We start from the raw sequence: 18035 nt of genomic DNA on the forward strand, positions 1-18035 counted from the left end.
ACATCGTTTAGTTGAAAAAATCACAAAAAATCAATTTTTAAAAACTAAATATTACAAGATTAATAATTACATTTGCTTACTTTTTAAACAACACAAATTTCAAATACACATTATTGATTAATGAGAACAGATGCATTTGCTTTGAGACACTTAGGTCCGATAGAAGCTGACCTAAATCAAATGTTGGACACGATTGGTGTAGATTCGTTAGACCAATTGATCTACGAAACTTTACCTGATGACATTAAACTAAAATCTCCTCTTCAATTAGACCCGGCGATGACTGAATATGAGTATGCAAATCATATTTTAGAATTAGGTCAAAAAATAAAGTTTTCAAATCTTATATCGGTTTAGGATACCACCCTACAATTGTACCGGCTCCTATCCAAAGAAACATTTTCGAAAACCCGGGATGGTACACTGCTTATACACCTTATCAGGCAGAAATTGCACAAGGCCGTTTAGAAGCTCTTTTGAATTTCCAGACTACGATCATTGAACTTACCGGAATGGAGATTGCTAATGCGTCACTTCTAGACGAAGGTACAGCCGCTGCTGAAGCAATGGCCTTGCTTTTTGACGTAAGAACACGCGATCAAAAGAAAAATAATGTAAATAAATTCTTCGTTTCTGAAGAAATTTTACCACAGACACTTTCCGTTCTTCAAACACGTTCCACTCCTATCGGTATTGAAATAGTTGTAGGAGATCATGAAACTTTTGAATTTACGAATGATTTCTTTGGCGCTGTTTTACAATATCCCGGAAAATTCGGTCAGGTTTATGACTATGCAGGTTTTATTGCCAAAGCCAAAGAAAAAGATATAAAAGTTGCTGTTGCTGCTGATATCTTATCCCTTGTAAAATTAACTCCTCCGGGAGAAATAGGTGCTGATGTCGTTGTAGGAACTACGCAACGTTTCGGTATCCCAATGGGCTACGGCGGTCCTCATGCCGCTTACTTTGCAACTAAAGAAGAATACAAACGTTCTATGCCGGGACGTATCATCGGGGTTACTGTTGACGCTAACGGAAACCGAGCACTACGTATGGCTTTGCAAACCCGTGAGCAACATATTAAACGTGAAAAAGCGACATCTAATATCTGTACTGCTCAGGTATTATTAGCGGTTATGGCAGGAATGTATGCTGTGTATCACGGACCTAAAGGATTACAATATATTGCAAACAAAACGCATGCTGCCGCAGTTACTACCGCAGAAGCTTTGAATCAATTAGGTGTTTACCAGACAAATACGGCTTATTTTGACACCATTGTTGTAAAAGCAGATGCTAACAAAGTAAAAACCGTTGCGGAAGACAAAGAAGTAAACTTCTACTACATTGACAACGAAACTATCGCTATAGCTTTCAATGAAACAACTTCTTTAAAAGACATTAATGAGATTATTTTCATTTTTGCAGAAGCCTTAGGCAAAGAAATATTCACTGTTAACGAATTAGCTTCTACCGAACATATCCCGAGCCAATTGATGAGAACCTCAACATTCTTACCACACGAGGTATTCAACAACCATCACTCGGAAACGCAATTAATGCGTTATATTAAAAAATTAGAACGCAAAGATTTATCTTTAAATCACTCAATGATTTCATTAGGTTCATGTACCATGAAGTTAAATGCGGCCTCTGAAATGTTACCACTTTCTATGCCAAACTGGAACAGCATTCACCCTTTTGCTCCGGCTGAGCAAACAGAAGGGTATCAAATTATGCTGAAAAAACTGGAGGATCAACTGAATGTAATTACCGGTTTCAAGGGAACTACTTTACAACCGAACTCTGGTGCTCAAGGTGAATATGCGGGTCTAATGACGATTAGAGCGTATCATCAGTCAAGAGGTGACCATCACAGAACAGTTTGTTTAATTCCTGCTTCTGCTCACGGAACCAATCCTGCTTCTGCTGCTATGGCCGGAATGAATATCATAGTAACCAAAACAACTCCTGAAGGAAATATTGACGTAGAAGATTTAAGAGAAAAAGCTATTGCAAACAAAGATAAACTAGCGTGTTTGATGGTTACTTATCCATCTACACATGGTGTTTACGAAAGTGCTATCCGACAAATCACTAACATCATTCACGAAAATGGAGGTCTTGTTTATATGGACGGTGCGAATATGAATGCTCAGGTTGGATTAACCAATCCGGCTACAATTGGCGCTGATGTTTGCCACTTAAACTTACACAAAACGTTTGCTATCCCTCACGGTGGTGGTGGACCTGGTGTTGGTCCGATTTGTGTTAACGAAAAATTAGTCGATTTCTTACCTACCAATCCTATTATAAAAGTTGGCGGAGAACATGCTATTTCTGCCATTTCTGCTGCACCTTACGGATCTGCTTTAGTTTGTCTGATCTCTTATGGATATATTAGCATGATGGGGGCTGAAGGTTTAACAGAAGCCACAAAATATGCTATCTTAAACGCTAACTATATGAAAGCGCGTTTAACGGAACACTATCCTGTTCTATATTCCGGAGAAATGGGAAGAGCTGCTCACGAGATGATCTTAGATTGTAGAGCGTTCAAAGAAAAAGGAATTGAAGTGACAGATATCGCTAAACGTTTAATGGATTACGGATTCCATGCTCCGACTGTTTCATTCCCGGTTGCCGGAACTTTAATGGTTGAACCGACGGAATCAGAAGATTTAGGGGAATTAGATCGTTTTTGCGATGCAATGATCTCTATTCGTAAAGAAATTGAAACAGCGAGTAAAGAAGATACTAATAATGTATTGAAAAATGCACCTCACACTTTAGCTATGCTAACAGCTAACGACTGGAACATGCCTTATACAAGAGAGCAAGCTGCTTACCCGTTAGACTATATTGCTGAAAACAAATTCTGGCCAACGGTAAGACGTGTTGATGATGCTTATGGCGACAGAAACTTAATTTGTTCTTGTGCTCCGATTGAAGCATATATGTAATAATATTATATAAAACTAAATAAACACTGTAAAAGGTTTTAGGCGTTTGCCTAAAACCTTTTTTTATGACAAAAATCAATTTTTAATCCCTAGTTGTTAATTACTTTTGAAAAAATAAATTAAAATGAAAGATATTGAGACCCGAGAAGATTTGTTACTAATCATGGAAAAATTTTATAACAAGCTCTTAGTTGATGATACTATCAAACATTTTTTTACAGAAACCACAACGGTTAGCCAACATCTGCCGGAGCACTTTGAGACATTAGCCACTTTTTGGGAACAAGCTCTCTTTTTAAGAGGTGGCTATTTTAAAAACATGATTGAAATACACAAAAAGGTACACGACCAAAGTCCATTTTCCGGGGAGCATTACAAAACATGGCTCAAGCATCTTTTTACTACTTTAGACGAATATTTTTCAGGACCAAAAGCCGAACAAATGAAAACAATGTCACAAAGTATGGCGACAGTGATGCAAATAAAATTTACTTAACTTACTTTTTTTATCAAAATGCTAAAAAAATGATTTTATCTTAATAATTTGACAATTATGTCAAAATATTTCACCTTAAAAAGCCTATATACATATTAAATAACTAACTTGGCTTGTTCTAAAATTGAATAAAAAATGAATATCAAAATAACAGGATCAGGTTCTTATGTTCCTACTGAAAAAGTAACCAACTTAGACTTTGCTCGACACAATTTTTTAAATGAAGACGGAACACAATTTCCGCAACCTAATGAAATTATTGCTCAAAAATTTTTAGAGATAACCGGAATTGAAGAACGAAGATATGTCACTGATGATCTATTGTCGTCTGACATCGCTGCAATTGCAGCACAACGGGCTATTGATGATGCTAAAATTGACCCGGAAACATTAGATTATATTATTCTGGCTCACAATTTCGGCGACGTAAAAAAAGGTGCTATTCAATCTGATATTCTACCCAGTTTAGCCTCACGAGTAAAACACAGTTTAAAAATTAAGAACCCTAAATGTGTAGCTTATGATATTTTATTCGGATGTCCGGGTTGGGTTGAAGGGGTTATCCAAGCTCAGGCTTTTATCAAAGCCGGAATGGCAAAAAAATGTTTAGTGATCGGTGCAGAAACGCTATCACGTGTTGTAGACATTCATGACAGGGATTCTATGATCTATTCTGACGGTGCAGGAGCTACTATTATTGAAGCAACGGAAGAAGAAGGTGGAGTCTTAGCACATGAATCAGCCACTTTTACCTATGATGAGGCTTACTATTTATTCTTTGGCAATTCTTATGATAAACAACTGGATCCAGATGTTCGCTACATTAAAATGCATGGTCGAAAAATTTATGAATTCTCATTAAGCAATGTACCGAAAGCTATGGCAGCATGTTTAGATAAAAGCGGGGTTCCTATAGAGAAAGTCAAAAAAATATTGATTCACCAAGCCAATGAAAAAATGGATGAAGCTATTATTCAACGTTTCTTTCGTTTATACAAACAAACGCCACCAGACGGAGTGATGCCTATGAGTATTCATAAACTTGGAAATTCCAGTGTAGCAACAATTCCGACGTTATACGATCTATTGGTCAAAAACAAGCTGGAAAAACATGAACTTAACAAAGGTGATATTATTATGTTTGCCTCAGTAGGAGCCGGAATGAACATCAATGCTTTTGTATACCAGATGTAATCCGGATTATTTTCTAAATTTATTAAGCCAGAAATTCATCGCCGGTATCAATTGCATTTGAAGTACCAAACTTAAAGTAACTACTAAAAAAAATGTTACTTTCACAGCTACATCCACCCATAGATTTTCGAATTTCGGCATTGCATAAATTCCGAAAAATGTAATATTCAACACTAAAATTAATTTGGCATAACTTTTATCAAACGGAAGTATGCCAAATTTTTTATAGATAAAAATCAATTTAGCTATATTAAAAAGTGCCATGGCAATAAAAGAAGCGATGGCCACACCTAAAATTCCGATTTCGGTTTGTGTTAAGAAATACCAATTCAATGAAATATTCAAAACTACCAGAATCAGCACTGAAACTATATTAAAACGATAATATTTGGAATACGAAATAATTTCCGAATTAAAGCCGGTTGCCATATTAAACAACACATTACTTCCTAAAACATAGATAATAGGAACCGAAGCCATTAATTTTTGTCCCGTAGGCAAGAATTCAAAAAACGATTCAATTCCCAAAAAAACACAGCCTAAAACAATTGCCCCTATAAAAAACAATACTTTAGCTGTTTCCACATATTTCATCTGCAATGTATTCCAATCTTCATTTTTAATTAAAGCTGAAACCTGAGGAGCATATATTGTAAATAATCCTGTGGCAGGAATTGCCAAAGCCGAAGCCAAATTCACAGCGATCCTATAAGTCCCGTTGTCTTCAAACTCGCAAAATAACGGAATCATAAAGCCATCTACTCTAAAAGCTAAAAAAGAACCGAAGCTTCCAATAAAAGTATAGAAACAATAGCTTAAATATTCTTTCTTAGGAATTTCTGTAAAGAGTTCCTGGAAACTCCCTTCTCCTCTGATTGAAAAAAAGCGAAAGAGATATTGACTCAACAACAATAAGAGCAAAAAGTAAAAGGCTATAAATGTTGTGATGGCTATACTTTCTGTCATCCAACCGAGTAAAACCAATACAAAAACTACCGGAAGGGCTATTTTCGGGATTATCTTCTCATAAAATGTCGGAACTGCAATTTTCTGCAAATTGGCTGCCTGCCGTTTAAACAATTCAACAAATGCCGACACAACAGCTAACGGAAAGGCAAAAAATAAATACCGGTAACGATCCCAGTCAATGAGAAATTGTCCTAACAATAATAGCAACAATACTCCAATACCAATTCCCGAAATCGTAAAAATTCCGTATTTAAAAAGCTGGCGTTTATTATTATCGGAAAGATTCGGATAGAAGTGAATCAGAGCTTGTGCTCCGCCAAATACCAGAATCGGATACAACATTTGCGCAATACTATCTACAAAACCAACTTTACCTAAAAAATCTTTATCGTTAGGATATACAAAAACCGTAGAAATCACTCCGATAGCAATCCCTAAATAATTAATCAGAGTAAACCAAAATGCCTGTTTATGTGATTGTACGTCTTGCATTAACGATAACTTTTTCTTGCTTTAAAAATGGTTAAAAAATGTAATTTCAGCAAAACATAATATCCCACTAATTGAACTGCCATCGAAAGAGTTTGCTCCAAACTATAGAATTTAGAGAAATATTTAGGCAAACCAATAGCAGAACGAAAAGCTGAAAAATATGCTTTTAACCATGACTGATTAACATCTAAAACTTCAGCCAACATTTTATATTTAGATTGCTTGATATCTTTTTGAAAACTTCTCGAAATTATCCTGTCATGACAAATTTCTGAATTTTTAACCACTATGGTTTTAAAACCGTGATAGTGTACCCTGTCTGAATAATTTCTATCCTCTCCATAATGACTGAACATCGGTTCAAAATACCCTACTTTTTCGATTACTCGTTTAGGTAACAGCCAAGCCGCAGCATTTATAAATGGTACTTCATCGACAACCTGAGAAACAGCTTTAGTTTTCCTATTCCAATACATTTCAAAATTAGCATCTAAAGCCTTTTCATCTGCCGAAAAATGCACTGGACTTACAATTCCATAATCTGGATTACCATCCGCTATCAGAACTAAATTCTGAATAGTTTGCGGATAAACCCAAGTATCTTGATTTAGTAAAAAAAGATACTCAAAACCAGCTTCTATTGCTTTATGTATCCCAATATTATTAGCCTTACCAAAACCTAAATTTTCTTTTGACTGAATTAGTTCTACAAAATCAAATTCCTTTAAAATAGAAATAGAGTTGTCTGTTGAAGCGTTGTCTATTGCAATAACCTGAACCTTAAAAATAGAGTTTTGCAGAGATTTCAGGCATTTTTCAAGCCATCTTTCTCCATTATATGTAACTAAAATAACAGCAACCTTTATATCCATGCAAAACTTTATTTTCTCTACAAAAATAAAGATATTTCTGCTGTAACCTCTTAATTGCTTATTTTTGTTTTGAATTACCATTTTCTATGAAGTTTTACATTGTCATCCCGGCTCATAATGAAGCTAATCTGATTGGATTAACACTAGAATCTTTGGCAAACCAAACCGTTTTACCGAGCAAAGTGGTAGTTGTCAATGACAATTCTACGGATAACACAGAAGACATCATAGATCAATTTTCCGAGAAATACTCTTGGCTATCTTTGATCAATAATTCTTCTGAAGCATTACATTTACCGGGAAGTAAAGTTATTTTAGCTTTTAACAAAGGTTTGGAAACGCTGGATACCGATTATGATTTCATTGTAAAAGCTGATGCCGACTTGATTTTTCCCGAGAACTACTTTGAAATGATTGTTAAACACTTTCAATCTGACCCAAGATTAGGAATGGTTGGCGGTTTTGCTTATATAGAAAAAAACGGAGAATGGATTTTAGAGAACTTAACTGATAAAGATCATATCCGTGGTGCTTTTAAAGCCTATCGCAAAGCATGCTTCGAACAAATTGGCGGACTAAAACCCGCTATGGGTTGGGACACTGTAGATGAACTACTTTGTAAATTTTACGGTTGGCAAGTTACAACAGACGAAAGCCTGCACGTCAAACATTTAAAACCCACCGGTGCTAATTATAACAAATCCTCCCGCTACAAACAAGGCGAAGCTTTTTATTCTTTAGGTTATGGTTTTATAATTACAGCAATTGCATCGTTGAAATTAGCTTTACGAAAAGGAAAACCATTCCTTTTTATAGATTACCTCAACGGGTTTTGGAAAGCTAAAAAAGATAAAAAGCCATTATTAGTCAACCAAGAACAAGCTAAATTTATCAGACAATATCGTTGGAAGAAAATGAAAGAAAAGTTGTTGCATTAACAGATCAGGTCATAAGGAACATTGAAAAACAAGATTTTATCATTTTCAAATTTTCAAATTGCTGTATTGCCACATTAATTTAGTACTTTAGCCAATATTTTCAGAATATATGTTTGTAATTCGAATTTTATCTCAAATAGGAAAATATTTCATTATGCTCAAAGAAATATTTAGTCGTCATACTAAATGGAACGTAATGAAACAGTTAATTTTAAAAGAGGTAAACGACTTAGTAATCGATTCATTAGGAATTGTTTGTTTTATTTCGTTTTTCGTTGGTGGAGTTGTTGCAATTCAAACGGCATTGAACCTTACTAATCCCTTAATCCCCAAATATCTGATCGGGTTTGCAACAAGACAATCTGTTATTTTAGAATTTGCGCCTACTTTTGTTTCCATCATCATGGCTGGTAAAATGGGCTCTTTCATAACTTCGAGTATCGGAACCATGAGAGTAACGGAACAGATAGACGCATTGGAAGTAATGGGAGTTAATTCTTTGAACTATTTGGTTTTCCCGAAAATTATAGCTCTGCTTTTGTATCCGTTTGTGATCGGGATTGCTATGTTCTTAGGGAATTTAGGCGGATGGATGGCTACTGTATACGGAGGGTTTGCTTCCAGTAACGAATTCATTACCGGTTTACAGGAAGATTTTATTCCGTTTCACATCGCTTACGCTTTTATCAAAACAGTAGTCTTTGCATTCATTCTTGCCACGATACCTTCTTTCCATGGTTTTTACATGAAAGGCGGAGCTTTAGAAGTAGGTAAAGCCAGTACTGTATCTTTCGTCTGGACATCGGTTGTTATTATTTTGATGAATTATATTTTAACCCAAATGTTATTAAGCTAATGATAGAAGTCAAAAATTTAGAAAAAACATTTGGCACACAAAAAGTTTTAAAAGGAATTTCAACCCTTTTTGAAGCAGGTCAAACCAGTTTAGTCATTGGTCAGAGCGGATCCGGAAAAACTGTATTTTTAAAGTCTCTTTTAGGCATACATACTCCTGAGAACGGAACGATTTCATTTGACGGAAGGATTTATTCGGAAATGTCAAAAGACGAAAAACAGGATCTCAGAACCGAAATGGGAATGGTTTTTCAAGGAAGCGCTTTGTTCGACAGTATGACCGTAGAAGAAAACGTTGGTTTTCCATTAAAGATGTTTTCTAATAAAACACCGAAAGAGATAAAAGAACGTGTTGATTTTGTTATTGAAAGAGTAAATCTGATAGATGCACATCATAAAATGCCGTCTGAGATTTCAGGTGGAATGCAAAAACGCGTCGCAATAGCCAGAGCTATTGTAAATAATCCTAAATATCTGTTCTGCGATGAGCCTAACTCAGGACTTGACCCTAAAACGGCTATTGTTATCGACAATCTGATTCAGGAAATTACTAAGGAATACAACATTACTACGGTAATCAATACCCATGACATGAACTCAGTAATGGAAATTGGTGAAAAGATCATATTCCTGAAAAACGGACTTCTGGAATGGGAAGGCAGTAACAAAGAGATCTTTAAAACCGATAACGAAGCGGTAACAGACTTTGTATACTCTTCAGAATTGTTTAAGAAAGTAAGGAGAATGTATCTCGAAGAAGATTCAGAAAGCAAATAAATTTACTCTGATCTCACTACTACTTTTTTACTTTTTAACTTGGTCTGCAGCCATTTAGTAAATCGATCAGTTTCTTTTTCTTTTATAGAACTTTGAATTTCCTTATCCCATTTTACAATAAAATTAGGAACCGTATCAACTGCCTTAAAATTAGTATGTAGTATATTATAGTAAGAGACTTCCTGAATATTCTCGTTCAAACTCTTCAATTCTTCTGCTACATCCACAAAAGAGATAGTAGATCCGTTGTTTAACCGAGATTTTAAACTAAAAATTTCTTTATCCTTTTCTAACAATTGCTCCTCTTTTTTCATCAGCAATTGTTGTGTTGTTAAATAAGAATTCTCAATTTCATTTAAGCGCGACAGTGTTTTCTTGCTTTCCAAATCCTGCAAAACTTTAACCTGTACGCCGGGATACCCCAAAGATGTTATTTTATCCTGAATCTTTTTGATCTCCGTATTTTCCAGACTTTCTCCAATCACTGCAAAACTAACGGTATTGTCTTTATAGCTGGTCTGAATATCAAAAACCCCGATCCCTTTATCATCTTTCATTGCTAAAAGCACGGTTTCCACTTTTCTCTCAAAATCAGACTTCTTATATAATTTATAAAAGAAATAAACACTTGGCACAAAAATAGCCAGAGCGATTACCGTTAAAAGCTGAGAAATTTGCTTCTTACGCTGTTTATCTGCATATTCTTTAAGTGGAAAACGCAAAGATTTAACCACTAAATAAGTTGCTGTTGCAATAAAAATTGTATTGATCGAAAATAAGAAAAGAGCTCCTCCGAAAAAATCCCATTTTCCCGTTGCCAAACCAAATCCTGCCGTACATAATGGAGGCATCAAGGCTGTAGCAATTGCTACACCGGCTATTGTATTTGTAGATTTATTTCTTCTGCTTAACGCTACTAATAGTGCCAATCCTCCGGAAAGAGCAATAATAATATCCAACACATTAGGAGAAGTTCTGGCTATTAATTCAGGGGTTTCATTTTGAAATAATGGCACACTGAAAAACAAAAAAGAGGTTGAAAGACTCAGGACAACCATAACTCCGAAGTTTTTCAATGATTTGCGCAACAATTCAATATCATTGATCCCTAATGCCAACCCCATTCCCAAAATAGGTCCCATCAAGGGAGAAATTAACATGGCACCGATTACAACTGCTGTTGAGCTGGTATTTAACCCTGTTGAAGCTATTAAAATGGAAAAGATCAAAACCCAGGCATTCTGCCCCCTCATGTCAATACCGGCTCTTATATCTTCTATTGTTGCTCTTCTGTCGGTATCTTTAGAGATATCGAAAATCTCCCGGATTAACTCTTTAAAGCTGCTCAACAATGAAGAAACTGAACTTTGCTCTTGATTTTGGTTTTCCATTAGCCATTAATTTTAGACACTATTTGCTTAATATCCTGCTCTTTGCATTTCGGGTAGATCAATAGTACATCATCCTTATCTACAATGATGTAATCATCTAATCCATCTATCACCACAAGTTTTTTGCCTTCGGCACGAATAATATTATTTGAAGAATTTTCTAATACTACTGTTGCATTTACAATGGCATTATTATTAGAATCTTTAACTAATTTTTCATGAAGTGAACCCCAGGTCCCCAGATCGTTCCAGTCAAAATTAGCAGCCAATACATATACATTCTTAGCTCGTTCTAAGACTGCATAATCTATAGATATATTTTCTGCTGAAATATAATTGTCTTTTATAAACTGTTTTTCATCTACTGTTTGATAAAAGTCGTACCCACTATAAAACAACTGGTACATTGTTGGCTTGAATTTTTTAAAGACATTCTCTATAGATTGCACGCTCCAAATAAAAATTCCGGCATTCCACAGAAAGTTTCCGCTTTCTAAAAATTTTTTTGCAGTATCATAATCCGGTTTTTCCCGAAACTGAACAACCTTTTTTACAGCGTGTTTATCTTCTTTATTATATTCAATGTAACCAAAACCAGTATTCGGAAATGTCGGCTTGATCCCTAATGTCACTAGCGAATCATGCTTTTCACAAAACTGGAAAGCCTGTTCGACATCTTTCGCAAAAGCATCTTCATCTTCTATCCAGTGGTCCGAAGGTGCTACAATCATAACTGCGTCAGGATTCTGTTTTTTAATTTTTAACGAAGCATACAAGATACAAGGCGCCGTATTTCGCATAATGGGCTCCAAAACAACCTGCTCCGGTTTCAAATCAGGTAGCTGCTTAAGAACTAAGTCATTATATTTTTCATTCGTTAAAACGAGAATATTATCAACAGGAATAACTTTGCTCAACCGGGAAAAGGTTTTTTGCAACAACGTAACTCCTGTTCCTAACATATCATGAAATTGTTTAGGAAACTCTGTTGTACTAACCGGCCAAAAACGAGAGCCAACTCCCCGGCCATTATTATAGCATAATAATTTTTATTCATAGAAACACATATCTGCTAAGGTTCAAAAATACTAAGATTTTTTCAAATAAGAGGTAATTTAAGAATATGCTGTTTAATCTTTACAATTTTTTAGCATTAAAAGCTAAGTTGTTCAACTTCTGCATTGGGCTGAAAAAGGTAAACTCTACCTGTCTTTAACTCAATACATTCATAACGTTTTACCCGTAGCGCTATTTTTTTAAAAACTTTTCCGTTATGAATCCTGAAATGAGCACCATAAGGCAATTCAAACACATAAATCTTTCCGTTCTCTTCCTTTTCATCAAATTGCTTCAAAGCCAAGCTTAAAGTTGCATCTGTATCGCTACTGGCTTTCGGATTTCTGAAGTGACGAGCCAGAAGCGGTAACAACTGGTTTGGAAAAACTTCCGGACGAATAAAGGGAACCATTAGTTGCTGAAACGTATATTTCCATTCATTCCCATGGGGTTTTATCATCCTACCGTATTTCTCAAAAGCTACCAGATGCGCAATTTCATGGACTAAAGTAATCAGAAAACGATATTTATTCAAGCTTGCATTTACTGTAATCAAATGGTATCCGTTAGTATCTTTACGATAATCACCATGCCGTGTTACCCGATCATTAACGATCTTCAGATGTACATGATTCATCTTTATAAGTTCAAAACAAGGATGAACAGCATGCTCCGGTAAATATTTTACTAAAATTTCAACCATTTTTCAGATCACTCTTTACATTACGGAGTAGTGGAACTCACCTGCAAAACTTTTCCGTTAAAATATTTATTCCCTGTTAAGGCAAAATTGAAAATATAATCTGCCATTTCCTGAGCGGATAGCGGCGCTTCATAGCCCGGAAAAGCTTCTTGCAACATTTCTGTATTGACTGCTCCCAAAGCCAATACATTAAAGGCTATACCTTTTTCTTTATATTCTTCAGCCAAAAGCTCAGAAAGTGTAATCACGGCTCCTTTACTGGAACTATAAGCTGCTAATCCCGGAAACTTCATACTTCCTTGTACCCCTCCCATCGAACTGATCGTAACCACATGGCTTTCATTCAGCATAAACGGAATACAAATCCTTGTTAATTCTGCCACTGCAAAGACATTTACAGCATAAACATTCTGAAAATCCAAAGCCGTAAGATTTTCAAAAGGCTTATTGATCAAGCTTCCCGCATTATGAATCAAAACATCAATCTTTTTATCCCAAGCCTTTTCTACAAAATCCTCAACTTTTACCAACTCCTCTGATTTAGCAATATCAATTGTCAGACACGTAATATTAGGGTTCTCCATTAAAGGTTTCGGTGCTTTTCTGGATATTGCCAGAACCTGATGCCCGGATTCGGCAAATAACAATGCTAATTCATAACCTATGCCACGAGAGGTTCCCGTGATAATTATATTTTTCATTCAGATTCCTGTTTTGGGTAAAGGTAAAAAATAAAAAAATCCCAAGAAAATCTTGGGATTGAAAGTATTTTTAATATTCTTTTAAGCTAACATAGTAACCGGATTCTCCATATAAGACTTAAATGTCTGAAGGAATTGTGCACCGGTAGCCCCGTCAACTGTTCTGTGATCACAAGCTAATGTAATGGTCATGGTATGCCCTACTACAATTTGTCCGTTTTTAACTACAGGTTTTTCTACAATTGCCCCTACTGACATAATTGCCGAGTTCGGTTGATTTATGATAGACGTAAAAGACTGAATTCCGAACATTCCTAAATTAGAGATTGTAAAAGTACTACCTTCCATCTCTGTCGGTTGTATTTTTTTCGCTTTAGCTCTTCCTGCCATATCTTTTACAGCAGCTCCGATTTGTGATAGGTTCATCTGATCTGTAAATTTCAATACCGGAACCACTAAACCGTCTTCAACGGCAACTGCTACTCCTACGTGTACATGATGATTCAGCACCATTGCATCCTCTCTCCATTGTGAATTTACCTGTGGATGTTTCTTCAATGCCATTGCACAAGCTTTAACCACCATATCGTTAAATGACACCTTGGTATCCGGTAATGTATTGATCATGGCACGTGAAGCCATTGCATTATCCATATCTAATTCGATAGTTAAATAATAATGCGGTGCTGTAAATTTGGATTCTCCCAAACGACGCGCAATTGTTTTACGCATTTGAGAATTTTTAATTTCTTCACGGAATTCTTCACCCGCCGGAACAAAAGGTTTAACAGAAGCTACTGCCTGAGTTGCTTCAGCTACTGCCTGAACAGGCGCAGCAGAAGGCGTAAAGTTCTCCACATCGCTTTTAACGATTCTCCCGTTTTCACCGGTCCCTTTTACCTGATTCAGATCTATTCCCTTCTCCTCAGCAATCTTCTTAGCCAATGGAGAAGCGAAAATTCGCCCCCGTTATTTGAATGAGCAGCTGCAGAAGAACTATTAGTTGTTGCTGTAGCAACAGCAGTATTCTCTACCTTAGATTCTTCTTTAGTTGTTTCTTCGGAAGCACCTCCTGCTTTAAAGTTTGCCACAACACCAGAAACATCAGTACCGGCAGGTCCTAAAATAGCCAAAATGCTATCTACAGGAGCTGTTTCTCCTTCCTGAACACCTATATACAACAATGTTCCTGCATTAAATGACTCAAACTCCATTGTTGCTTTATCAGTTTCGATTTCCGCCAAGATATCTCCTTCTTTTACGGCATCTCCTACTTTTTTCAACCAAGTAGCTACTGTTCCGGTTGTCATCGTATCACTTAGACGAGGCATCGTTACAACTTTTACCCCTTCCGGTATTGCAACTTCTGCCGAAGCTTTAGTTTCTTCTTTAACTTCCGGAGTCGCAGTTTCTTCTGTTTTAGGAGCTGCACCTGCACCCTGACTAATCAAAGCACTGATATCTTCTCCTTCGTCTCCGATGATGGCCAAAAGTGAATCTACAGGAGCCGTTTCTCCCTCATTTATTCCGATATGCAATAGCGTTCCGGCATTAAACGATTCAAATTCCATTGTCGCTTTATCCGTTTCAATTTCCGCTAAAATATCTCCTTCTTTTACTTTATCTCCAACTTTTTTAAGCCATGTTGCCACAGTACCTTCTGTCATGGTATCGCTTAAACGAGGCATTGTAATTACTGTTGCCATATTGCTTATAATTTATGAGGTAAAAATGGATAATTCTCTTGTTCGTACACCACATCATACATTACATTCAGTTCCGGATATGGTGAATCTTCTGCAAATTTTTCACATTCTGCTACTAAATTCTTTACCCTTTCATCGATAGCCTCGATTTCTGCTTCTGTCGCAAAATCTTTTTCTTTAATAACTTCTAAGACTTGTGTGATCGGGTCGATTTTTTTGTATTCCTCAACTTCTTCTTTTGTTCTGTAGTGTTGAGCATCTGACATTGAATGTCCGCGATAACGATATGTTTTCATTTCAAGGAAAGTAGGTCCGTCTCCGCGACGTGCTCTTTCGATAGCTTCATACATTGCTTCTGCCACTTTAATAGGGTTCATTCCGTCTACCGGTCCGCATGGCATCTCATACCCTAAACCTAATTTCCATACATCTGTATGATTAGCAGTTCTTTCCACAGAAGTTCCCATTGCGTATCCATTGTTCTCACAAATGAACACTACCGGTAATTTCCAGTTCATTGCCATATTGAATGTTTCATGAAGCGAACCTTGGCGAGCAGCTCCGTCTCCGAAGTAAGTCAGCGTTACACCTCCTGTATTGAAGTATTTATCCCCGAAAGCAATTCCTGCTCCTAGCGGAATTTGCCCTCCTACAATCCCGTGTCCTCCGTAAAAACCGTGTTCTTTAGAAAAAATGTGCATTGAACCGCCTAAACCTTGAGAAGTTCCTGTACCTTTTCCTAAAAGTTCTGCCATAACTCTTTTCGGGTCAACTCCCATTCCTATTGGCTGAACGTGATTACGGTAAGCTGTAATAATTTTATCTTTTGATAAATCCATCGCATGTAAAGCCCCAGCTAAAACAGCTTCCTGACCATTATACAAGTGAAGAAATCCTCTTACTTTTTGTTGGATATATAACGCAGCCAGTTTGTCTTCAAACTTTCTCCAGAACTGCATATCTTCATACCACTTAAGGTAAACTTCTTTAGTTATCGGTTTCATTTTGATTTGTTTGTTAATTTAAAATGTAAATCCAAAATTCCCAAAGTAGAAATTTTAGCAATAGCAAAAATAGCACTTCAAAAAATATTGAAAAAATTAATTTCAAGGAAATTAACGTTTTTTATTTATAAAATGATATTTTTATTAACGAAATCGTTATAGGTATTTTTTATCGAAAAGTAATGGCAATAAATTCTTTAACGAATCAGATTTATATATTTCCCCTATTGCTCCCATAAAGAAAATTTCAATTCCGGCACTTTGTTTGACCTCATACTCGGCTATTGATTGACGACAGGCACCACAGGGCGGTATTGGATCTGCCAGTTCTTTATCTTGTGGCGAAGCTGAGATAAAGATCTTTTGTATCACTGCATCAGGGTAATTAGCTCCGGCATAAAAAACAGCTACTCTTTCCGCACACAATCCTGACGGATAAGCCGCATTTTCCTGATTAGTTCCTGTTACCACTTTTCCGTTATCCAAAAGCAACGCAACACCAACCTGAAACTTAGAATAGGGTGCATACGCAATTTTTCTTACCTCATGAGCTTTTTCCATTAGCTCTCGGTCTAATGCTTCCAATTCATCAATAGAAGTGAAAACCGTAAAATCAGATGTAATTGAAATTTGTTTCATAATCGAGGAAAAAAAATCCAAACTCTGTTTAGAATTTGGATTTGAATTTAATTAGTTCTTATTATTATAATTCATCGTACGAATCACCGAAATTGAAAGTTAACGAAAATCTCAAAGTATTCTCCAAAGGGTTTCTAACTTTCGATGCTGAAAACAAGTACGACACATCAATTTTAACTATATTATATTTGAAGCCTGCTCCTAAAGTAAAATACTTTCTGGCTCCTTTTTGTTCGCTTTCGTGAAAATAACCGGTTCTCAAAGCAAATGAATCCTGATACCAATATTCAGCACCCAAAGCCCAGGTAACCTCTCTCAACTCTTCTGAAAAACCACCCGGTGCATCTCCGAAAGACTTAGCAATTCCACTTACCCAACCTTGCGAACGATAATCAGCCACCGCTTGTTGGTAAGCCGCATTAGCATCTGCTATCTCAGAAGCATCAATAGTACCGTCTTCATTCGAATCAACTGGTTCTACATCTGCCGGAGGTGTAGGTACTAATAACTTTGTAATTTCTCCTGTTACACTCACTTTATTGTAATCGTCAAAGATAAAATCAAAACCAGCTCCTAAACGCATATTTGCCGGTAAAAAATTGGCGTTCTCGTCGAGATTATCGTTGTTATAATTGATTTTCGGCCCCATATTCTGGAAATTAAAACCAGCTCTCCATCTACCGTTGAAATCATTATATGCAACCTCTTCTGACTGATAATATCCTGCAATATCTACCGCAAAACTTGATGCCGGAGACGAATCAGTTCCCGCATCTGCAATTTTCAGATTTGAACGAATGTAACGACCTGCTACCGACATGGAAAAACGATCACTTAGCTTCAAGGAATAAGACCCGTCTAAAGCAAATTCATTAGGGCTCACTGTATTTAAAGCCTCTCCATTGCTATTTGTAAGCTGTATATCTCCCAAACCGAAATAACGAAGCGATCCTGCAAAAGCACTCTGCTCATTAATTCTATTGTAATATGTTAACTGTCCTAACGAAATATCATTGGCAATACTACTCAAGTATGGTGTATAACTCAATGAAAACCCTTGCTTTTGCAAAGAGAAAGCATATTTTGCGGGGTTATATTGCTGTGAATAAGCATCAGCAGAAGTTGCTACACCCATGTCTCCCATACCTGCTGATCGGGCATCAGCTGCAATTAACAAAAAGGGGACACCTGTTGTGATAACACGTTCCTGCGCCTGGACTATATGTGTTGCTATGAATAAAGTTAATAATACTGCAATTTTTTTCATTATAACAATTTA

The 18035-nt window shown here is 36.4% G+C and carries 13 protein-coding genes and 3 pseudogenes; 6 read left to right on the forward strand and 10 right to left on the reverse strand.

Features of this window, described 5'->3' with window-relative positions:
* Window positions 1-120 precede the first annotated feature (120 nt).
* The 3 genes and pseudogenes from gcvP (at window position 121) to DI487_RS04260 (ending at window position 4653) form a co-directional block, all read left to right on the forward strand.
* Window positions 121-2963 (forward strand): annotated as a pseudogene (gene gcvP, locus DI487_RS04250) (aminomethyl-transferring glycine dehydrogenase).
* A 124-nt stretch (window positions 2964-3087) separates the two neighbouring features.
* Window positions 3088-3459 (forward strand): group III truncated hemoglobin, encoded by a 372-nt coding sequence (locus DI487_RS04255; protein WP_109568566.1) that lies wholly within the window; start codon window positions 3088-3090, stop codon window positions 3457-3459.
* 135 nt (window positions 3460-3594) lie between these two features.
* Complete coding sequence (locus DI487_RS04260; RefSeq protein ID WP_109568567.1) at window positions 3595-4653, forward strand: 3-oxoacyl-ACP synthase III family protein; 1059 nt, start codon at window positions 3595-3597, stop codon at window positions 4651-4653.
* A gap of 6 nt (window positions 4654-4659) precedes the next feature.
* Here the strand turns inward: DI487_RS04260 and DI487_RS04265 are convergent, their stop codons facing one another.
* Window positions 4660-6114 carry a lipopolysaccharide biosynthesis protein gene (locus DI487_RS04265; RefSeq protein WP_109568568.1) on the reverse strand — a complete coding sequence of 485 codons (1455 nt, stop codon included), beginning with the start codon at window positions 6112-6114 and terminating at the stop codon, window positions 4660-4662.
* On the reverse strand, window positions 6114-6986 hold the full coding sequence (locus DI487_RS04270) for a glycosyltransferase family 2 protein (RefSeq protein WP_109568569.1): 873 nt from the start codon (window positions 6984-6986) through the stop codon (window positions 6114-6116). The genes DI487_RS04265 and DI487_RS04270 overlap by 1 nt, the downstream gene beginning before the upstream one ends.
* Window positions 6987-7072: 86 nt before the next feature.
* Here DI487_RS04270 and DI487_RS04275 point away from each other — a divergent pair, with 86 nt between their 5' ends.
* From DI487_RS04275 to DI487_RS04285, 3 genes are all read left to right on the forward strand, one after another.
* The gene (locus DI487_RS04275) at window positions 7073-7924 is read left to right on the forward strand and encodes a glycosyltransferase (protein WP_109568570.1); all 852 of its coding nucleotides are present in this window, start codon (window positions 7073-7075) and stop codon (window positions 7922-7924) included.
* Between the two features lie 109 nt (window positions 7925-8033).
* Window positions 8034-8780, forward strand: coding sequence for an MlaE family ABC transporter permease (locus tag DI487_RS04280; RefSeq protein WP_109568571.1), 747 nt, complete (start codon window positions 8034-8036; stop codon window positions 8778-8780).
* Entirely contained in the window at window positions 8780-9556 is a 777-nt protein-coding gene (locus DI487_RS04285) for an ABC transporter ATP-binding protein (RefSeq protein WP_109568572.1), read from the forward strand. Before DI487_RS04280 ends, DI487_RS04285 begins: the two co-directional genes overlap by 1 nt.
* Before the next feature lie 2 nt (window positions 9557-9558).
* Here DI487_RS04285 and DI487_RS04290 read toward each other — a convergent pair whose 3' ends face one another.
* The 8 genes and pseudogenes from DI487_RS04290 to porV form a co-directional block, all read right to left on the reverse strand.
* Window positions 9559-10947, reverse strand: coding sequence for a DUF389 domain-containing protein (locus DI487_RS04290; RefSeq protein WP_109568573.1), 1389 nt, complete (start codon window positions 10945-10947; stop codon window positions 9559-9561).
* Window positions 10947-12004: pseudogene (locus tag DI487_RS04295) on the reverse strand (mannose-1-phosphate guanylyltransferase). The gene DI487_RS04290 and the pseudogene DI487_RS04295 overlap by 1 nt, the downstream one beginning before the upstream one ends.
* 96 nt (window positions 12005-12100) lie before the next feature.
* Window positions 12101-12706, reverse strand: coding sequence for a SprT-like domain-containing protein (locus tag DI487_RS04300; RefSeq protein WP_109568574.1), 606 nt, complete (start codon window positions 12704-12706; stop codon window positions 12101-12103).
* A 20-nt stretch (window positions 12707-12726) separates the two neighbouring features.
* Window positions 12727-13407 carry an SDR family NAD(P)-dependent oxidoreductase gene (locus DI487_RS04305; RefSeq protein ID WP_109568575.1) on the reverse strand — a complete coding sequence of 227 codons (681 nt, stop codon included), beginning with the start codon at window positions 13405-13407 and terminating at the stop codon, window positions 12727-12729.
* A gap of 81 nt (window positions 13408-13488) precedes the next feature.
* Window positions 13489-15113: pseudogene (locus DI487_RS04310) on the reverse strand (pyruvate dehydrogenase complex dihydrolipoamide acetyltransferase).
* A gap of 5 nt (window positions 15114-15118) precedes the next feature.
* A complete protein-coding gene (pdhA, locus tag DI487_RS04315; RefSeq protein ID WP_109568576.1) occupies window positions 15119-16117 on the reverse strand; it encodes a pyruvate dehydrogenase (acetyl-transferring) E1 component subunit alpha in 999 nt (332 codons plus the stop codon).
* Between the two features lie 156 nt (window positions 16118-16273).
* Complete coding sequence (locus DI487_RS04320; RefSeq protein WP_109568577.1) at window positions 16274-16756, reverse strand: cytidine deaminase; 483 nt, start codon at window positions 16754-16756, stop codon at window positions 16274-16276.
* Window positions 16757-16820: 64 nt separating this feature from the next.
* The gene (gene porV / locus DI487_RS04325) at window positions 16821-18023 is read right to left on the reverse strand and encodes a type IX secretion system outer membrane channel protein PorV (protein WP_109568578.1); all 1203 of its coding nucleotides are present in this window, start codon (window positions 18021-18023) and stop codon (window positions 16821-16823) included.
* Window positions 18024-18035: the final 12 nt, after the last annotated feature.

Source organism: Flavobacterium sediminis (assembly GCF_003148385.1).
In the GTDB taxonomy this organism is placed as follows: Bacteria; Bacteroidota; Bacteroidia; order Flavobacteriales; family Flavobacteriaceae; genus Flavobacterium; species Flavobacterium sediminis.

Coding starts and splice junctions, on each gene's coding strand:
- pdhA (WP_109568576.1), bottom strand. CDS start 16,117: ATGAAACCGATAACTAAAGAAGTTTACCTTAAGTGGTATGAAGATATG.
- DI487_RS04285 (WP_109568572.1), top strand. CDS start 8,780: ATGATAGAAGTCAAAAATTTAGAAAAAACATTTGGCACACAAAAAGTT.
- DI487_RS04270 (WP_109568569.1), bottom strand. CDS start 6,986: ATGGATATAAAGGTTGCTGTTATTTTAGTTACATATAATGGAGAAAGA.
- DI487_RS04265 (WP_109568568.1), bottom strand. CDS start 6,114: ATGCAAGACGTACAATCACATAAACAGGCATTTTGGTTTACTCTGATT.
- DI487_RS04275 (WP_109568570.1), top strand. CDS start 7,073: ATGAAGTTTTACATTGTCATCCCGGCTCATAATGAAGCTAATCTGATT.
- DI487_RS04280 (WP_109568571.1), top strand. CDS start 8,034: ATGTTTGTAATTCGAATTTTATCTCAAATAGGAAAATATTTCATTATG.
- DI487_RS04320 (WP_109568577.1), bottom strand. CDS start 16,756: ATGAAACAAATTTCAATTACATCTGATTTTACGGTTTTCACTTCTATT.
- DI487_RS04305 (WP_109568575.1), bottom strand. CDS start 13,407: ATGAAAAATATAATTATCACGGGAACCTCTCGTGGCATAGGTTATGAA.
- DI487_RS04260 (WP_109568567.1), top strand. CDS start 3,595: ATGAATATCAAAATAACAGGATCAGGTTCTTATGTTCCTACTGAAAAA.
- DI487_RS04300 (WP_109568574.1), bottom strand. CDS start 12,706: ATGGTTGAAATTTTAGTAAAATATTTACCGGAGCATGCTGTTCATCCT.
- DI487_RS04255 (WP_109568566.1), top strand. CDS start 3,088: ATGAAAGATATTGAGACCCGAGAAGATTTGTTACTAATCATGGAAAAA.
- porV (WP_109568578.1), bottom strand. CDS start 18,023: ATGAAAAAAATTGCAGTATTATTAACTTTATTCATAGCAACACATATA.
- DI487_RS04290 (WP_109568573.1), bottom strand. CDS start 10,947: ATGGAAAACCAAAATCAAGAGCAAAGTTCAGTTTCTTCATTGTTGAGC.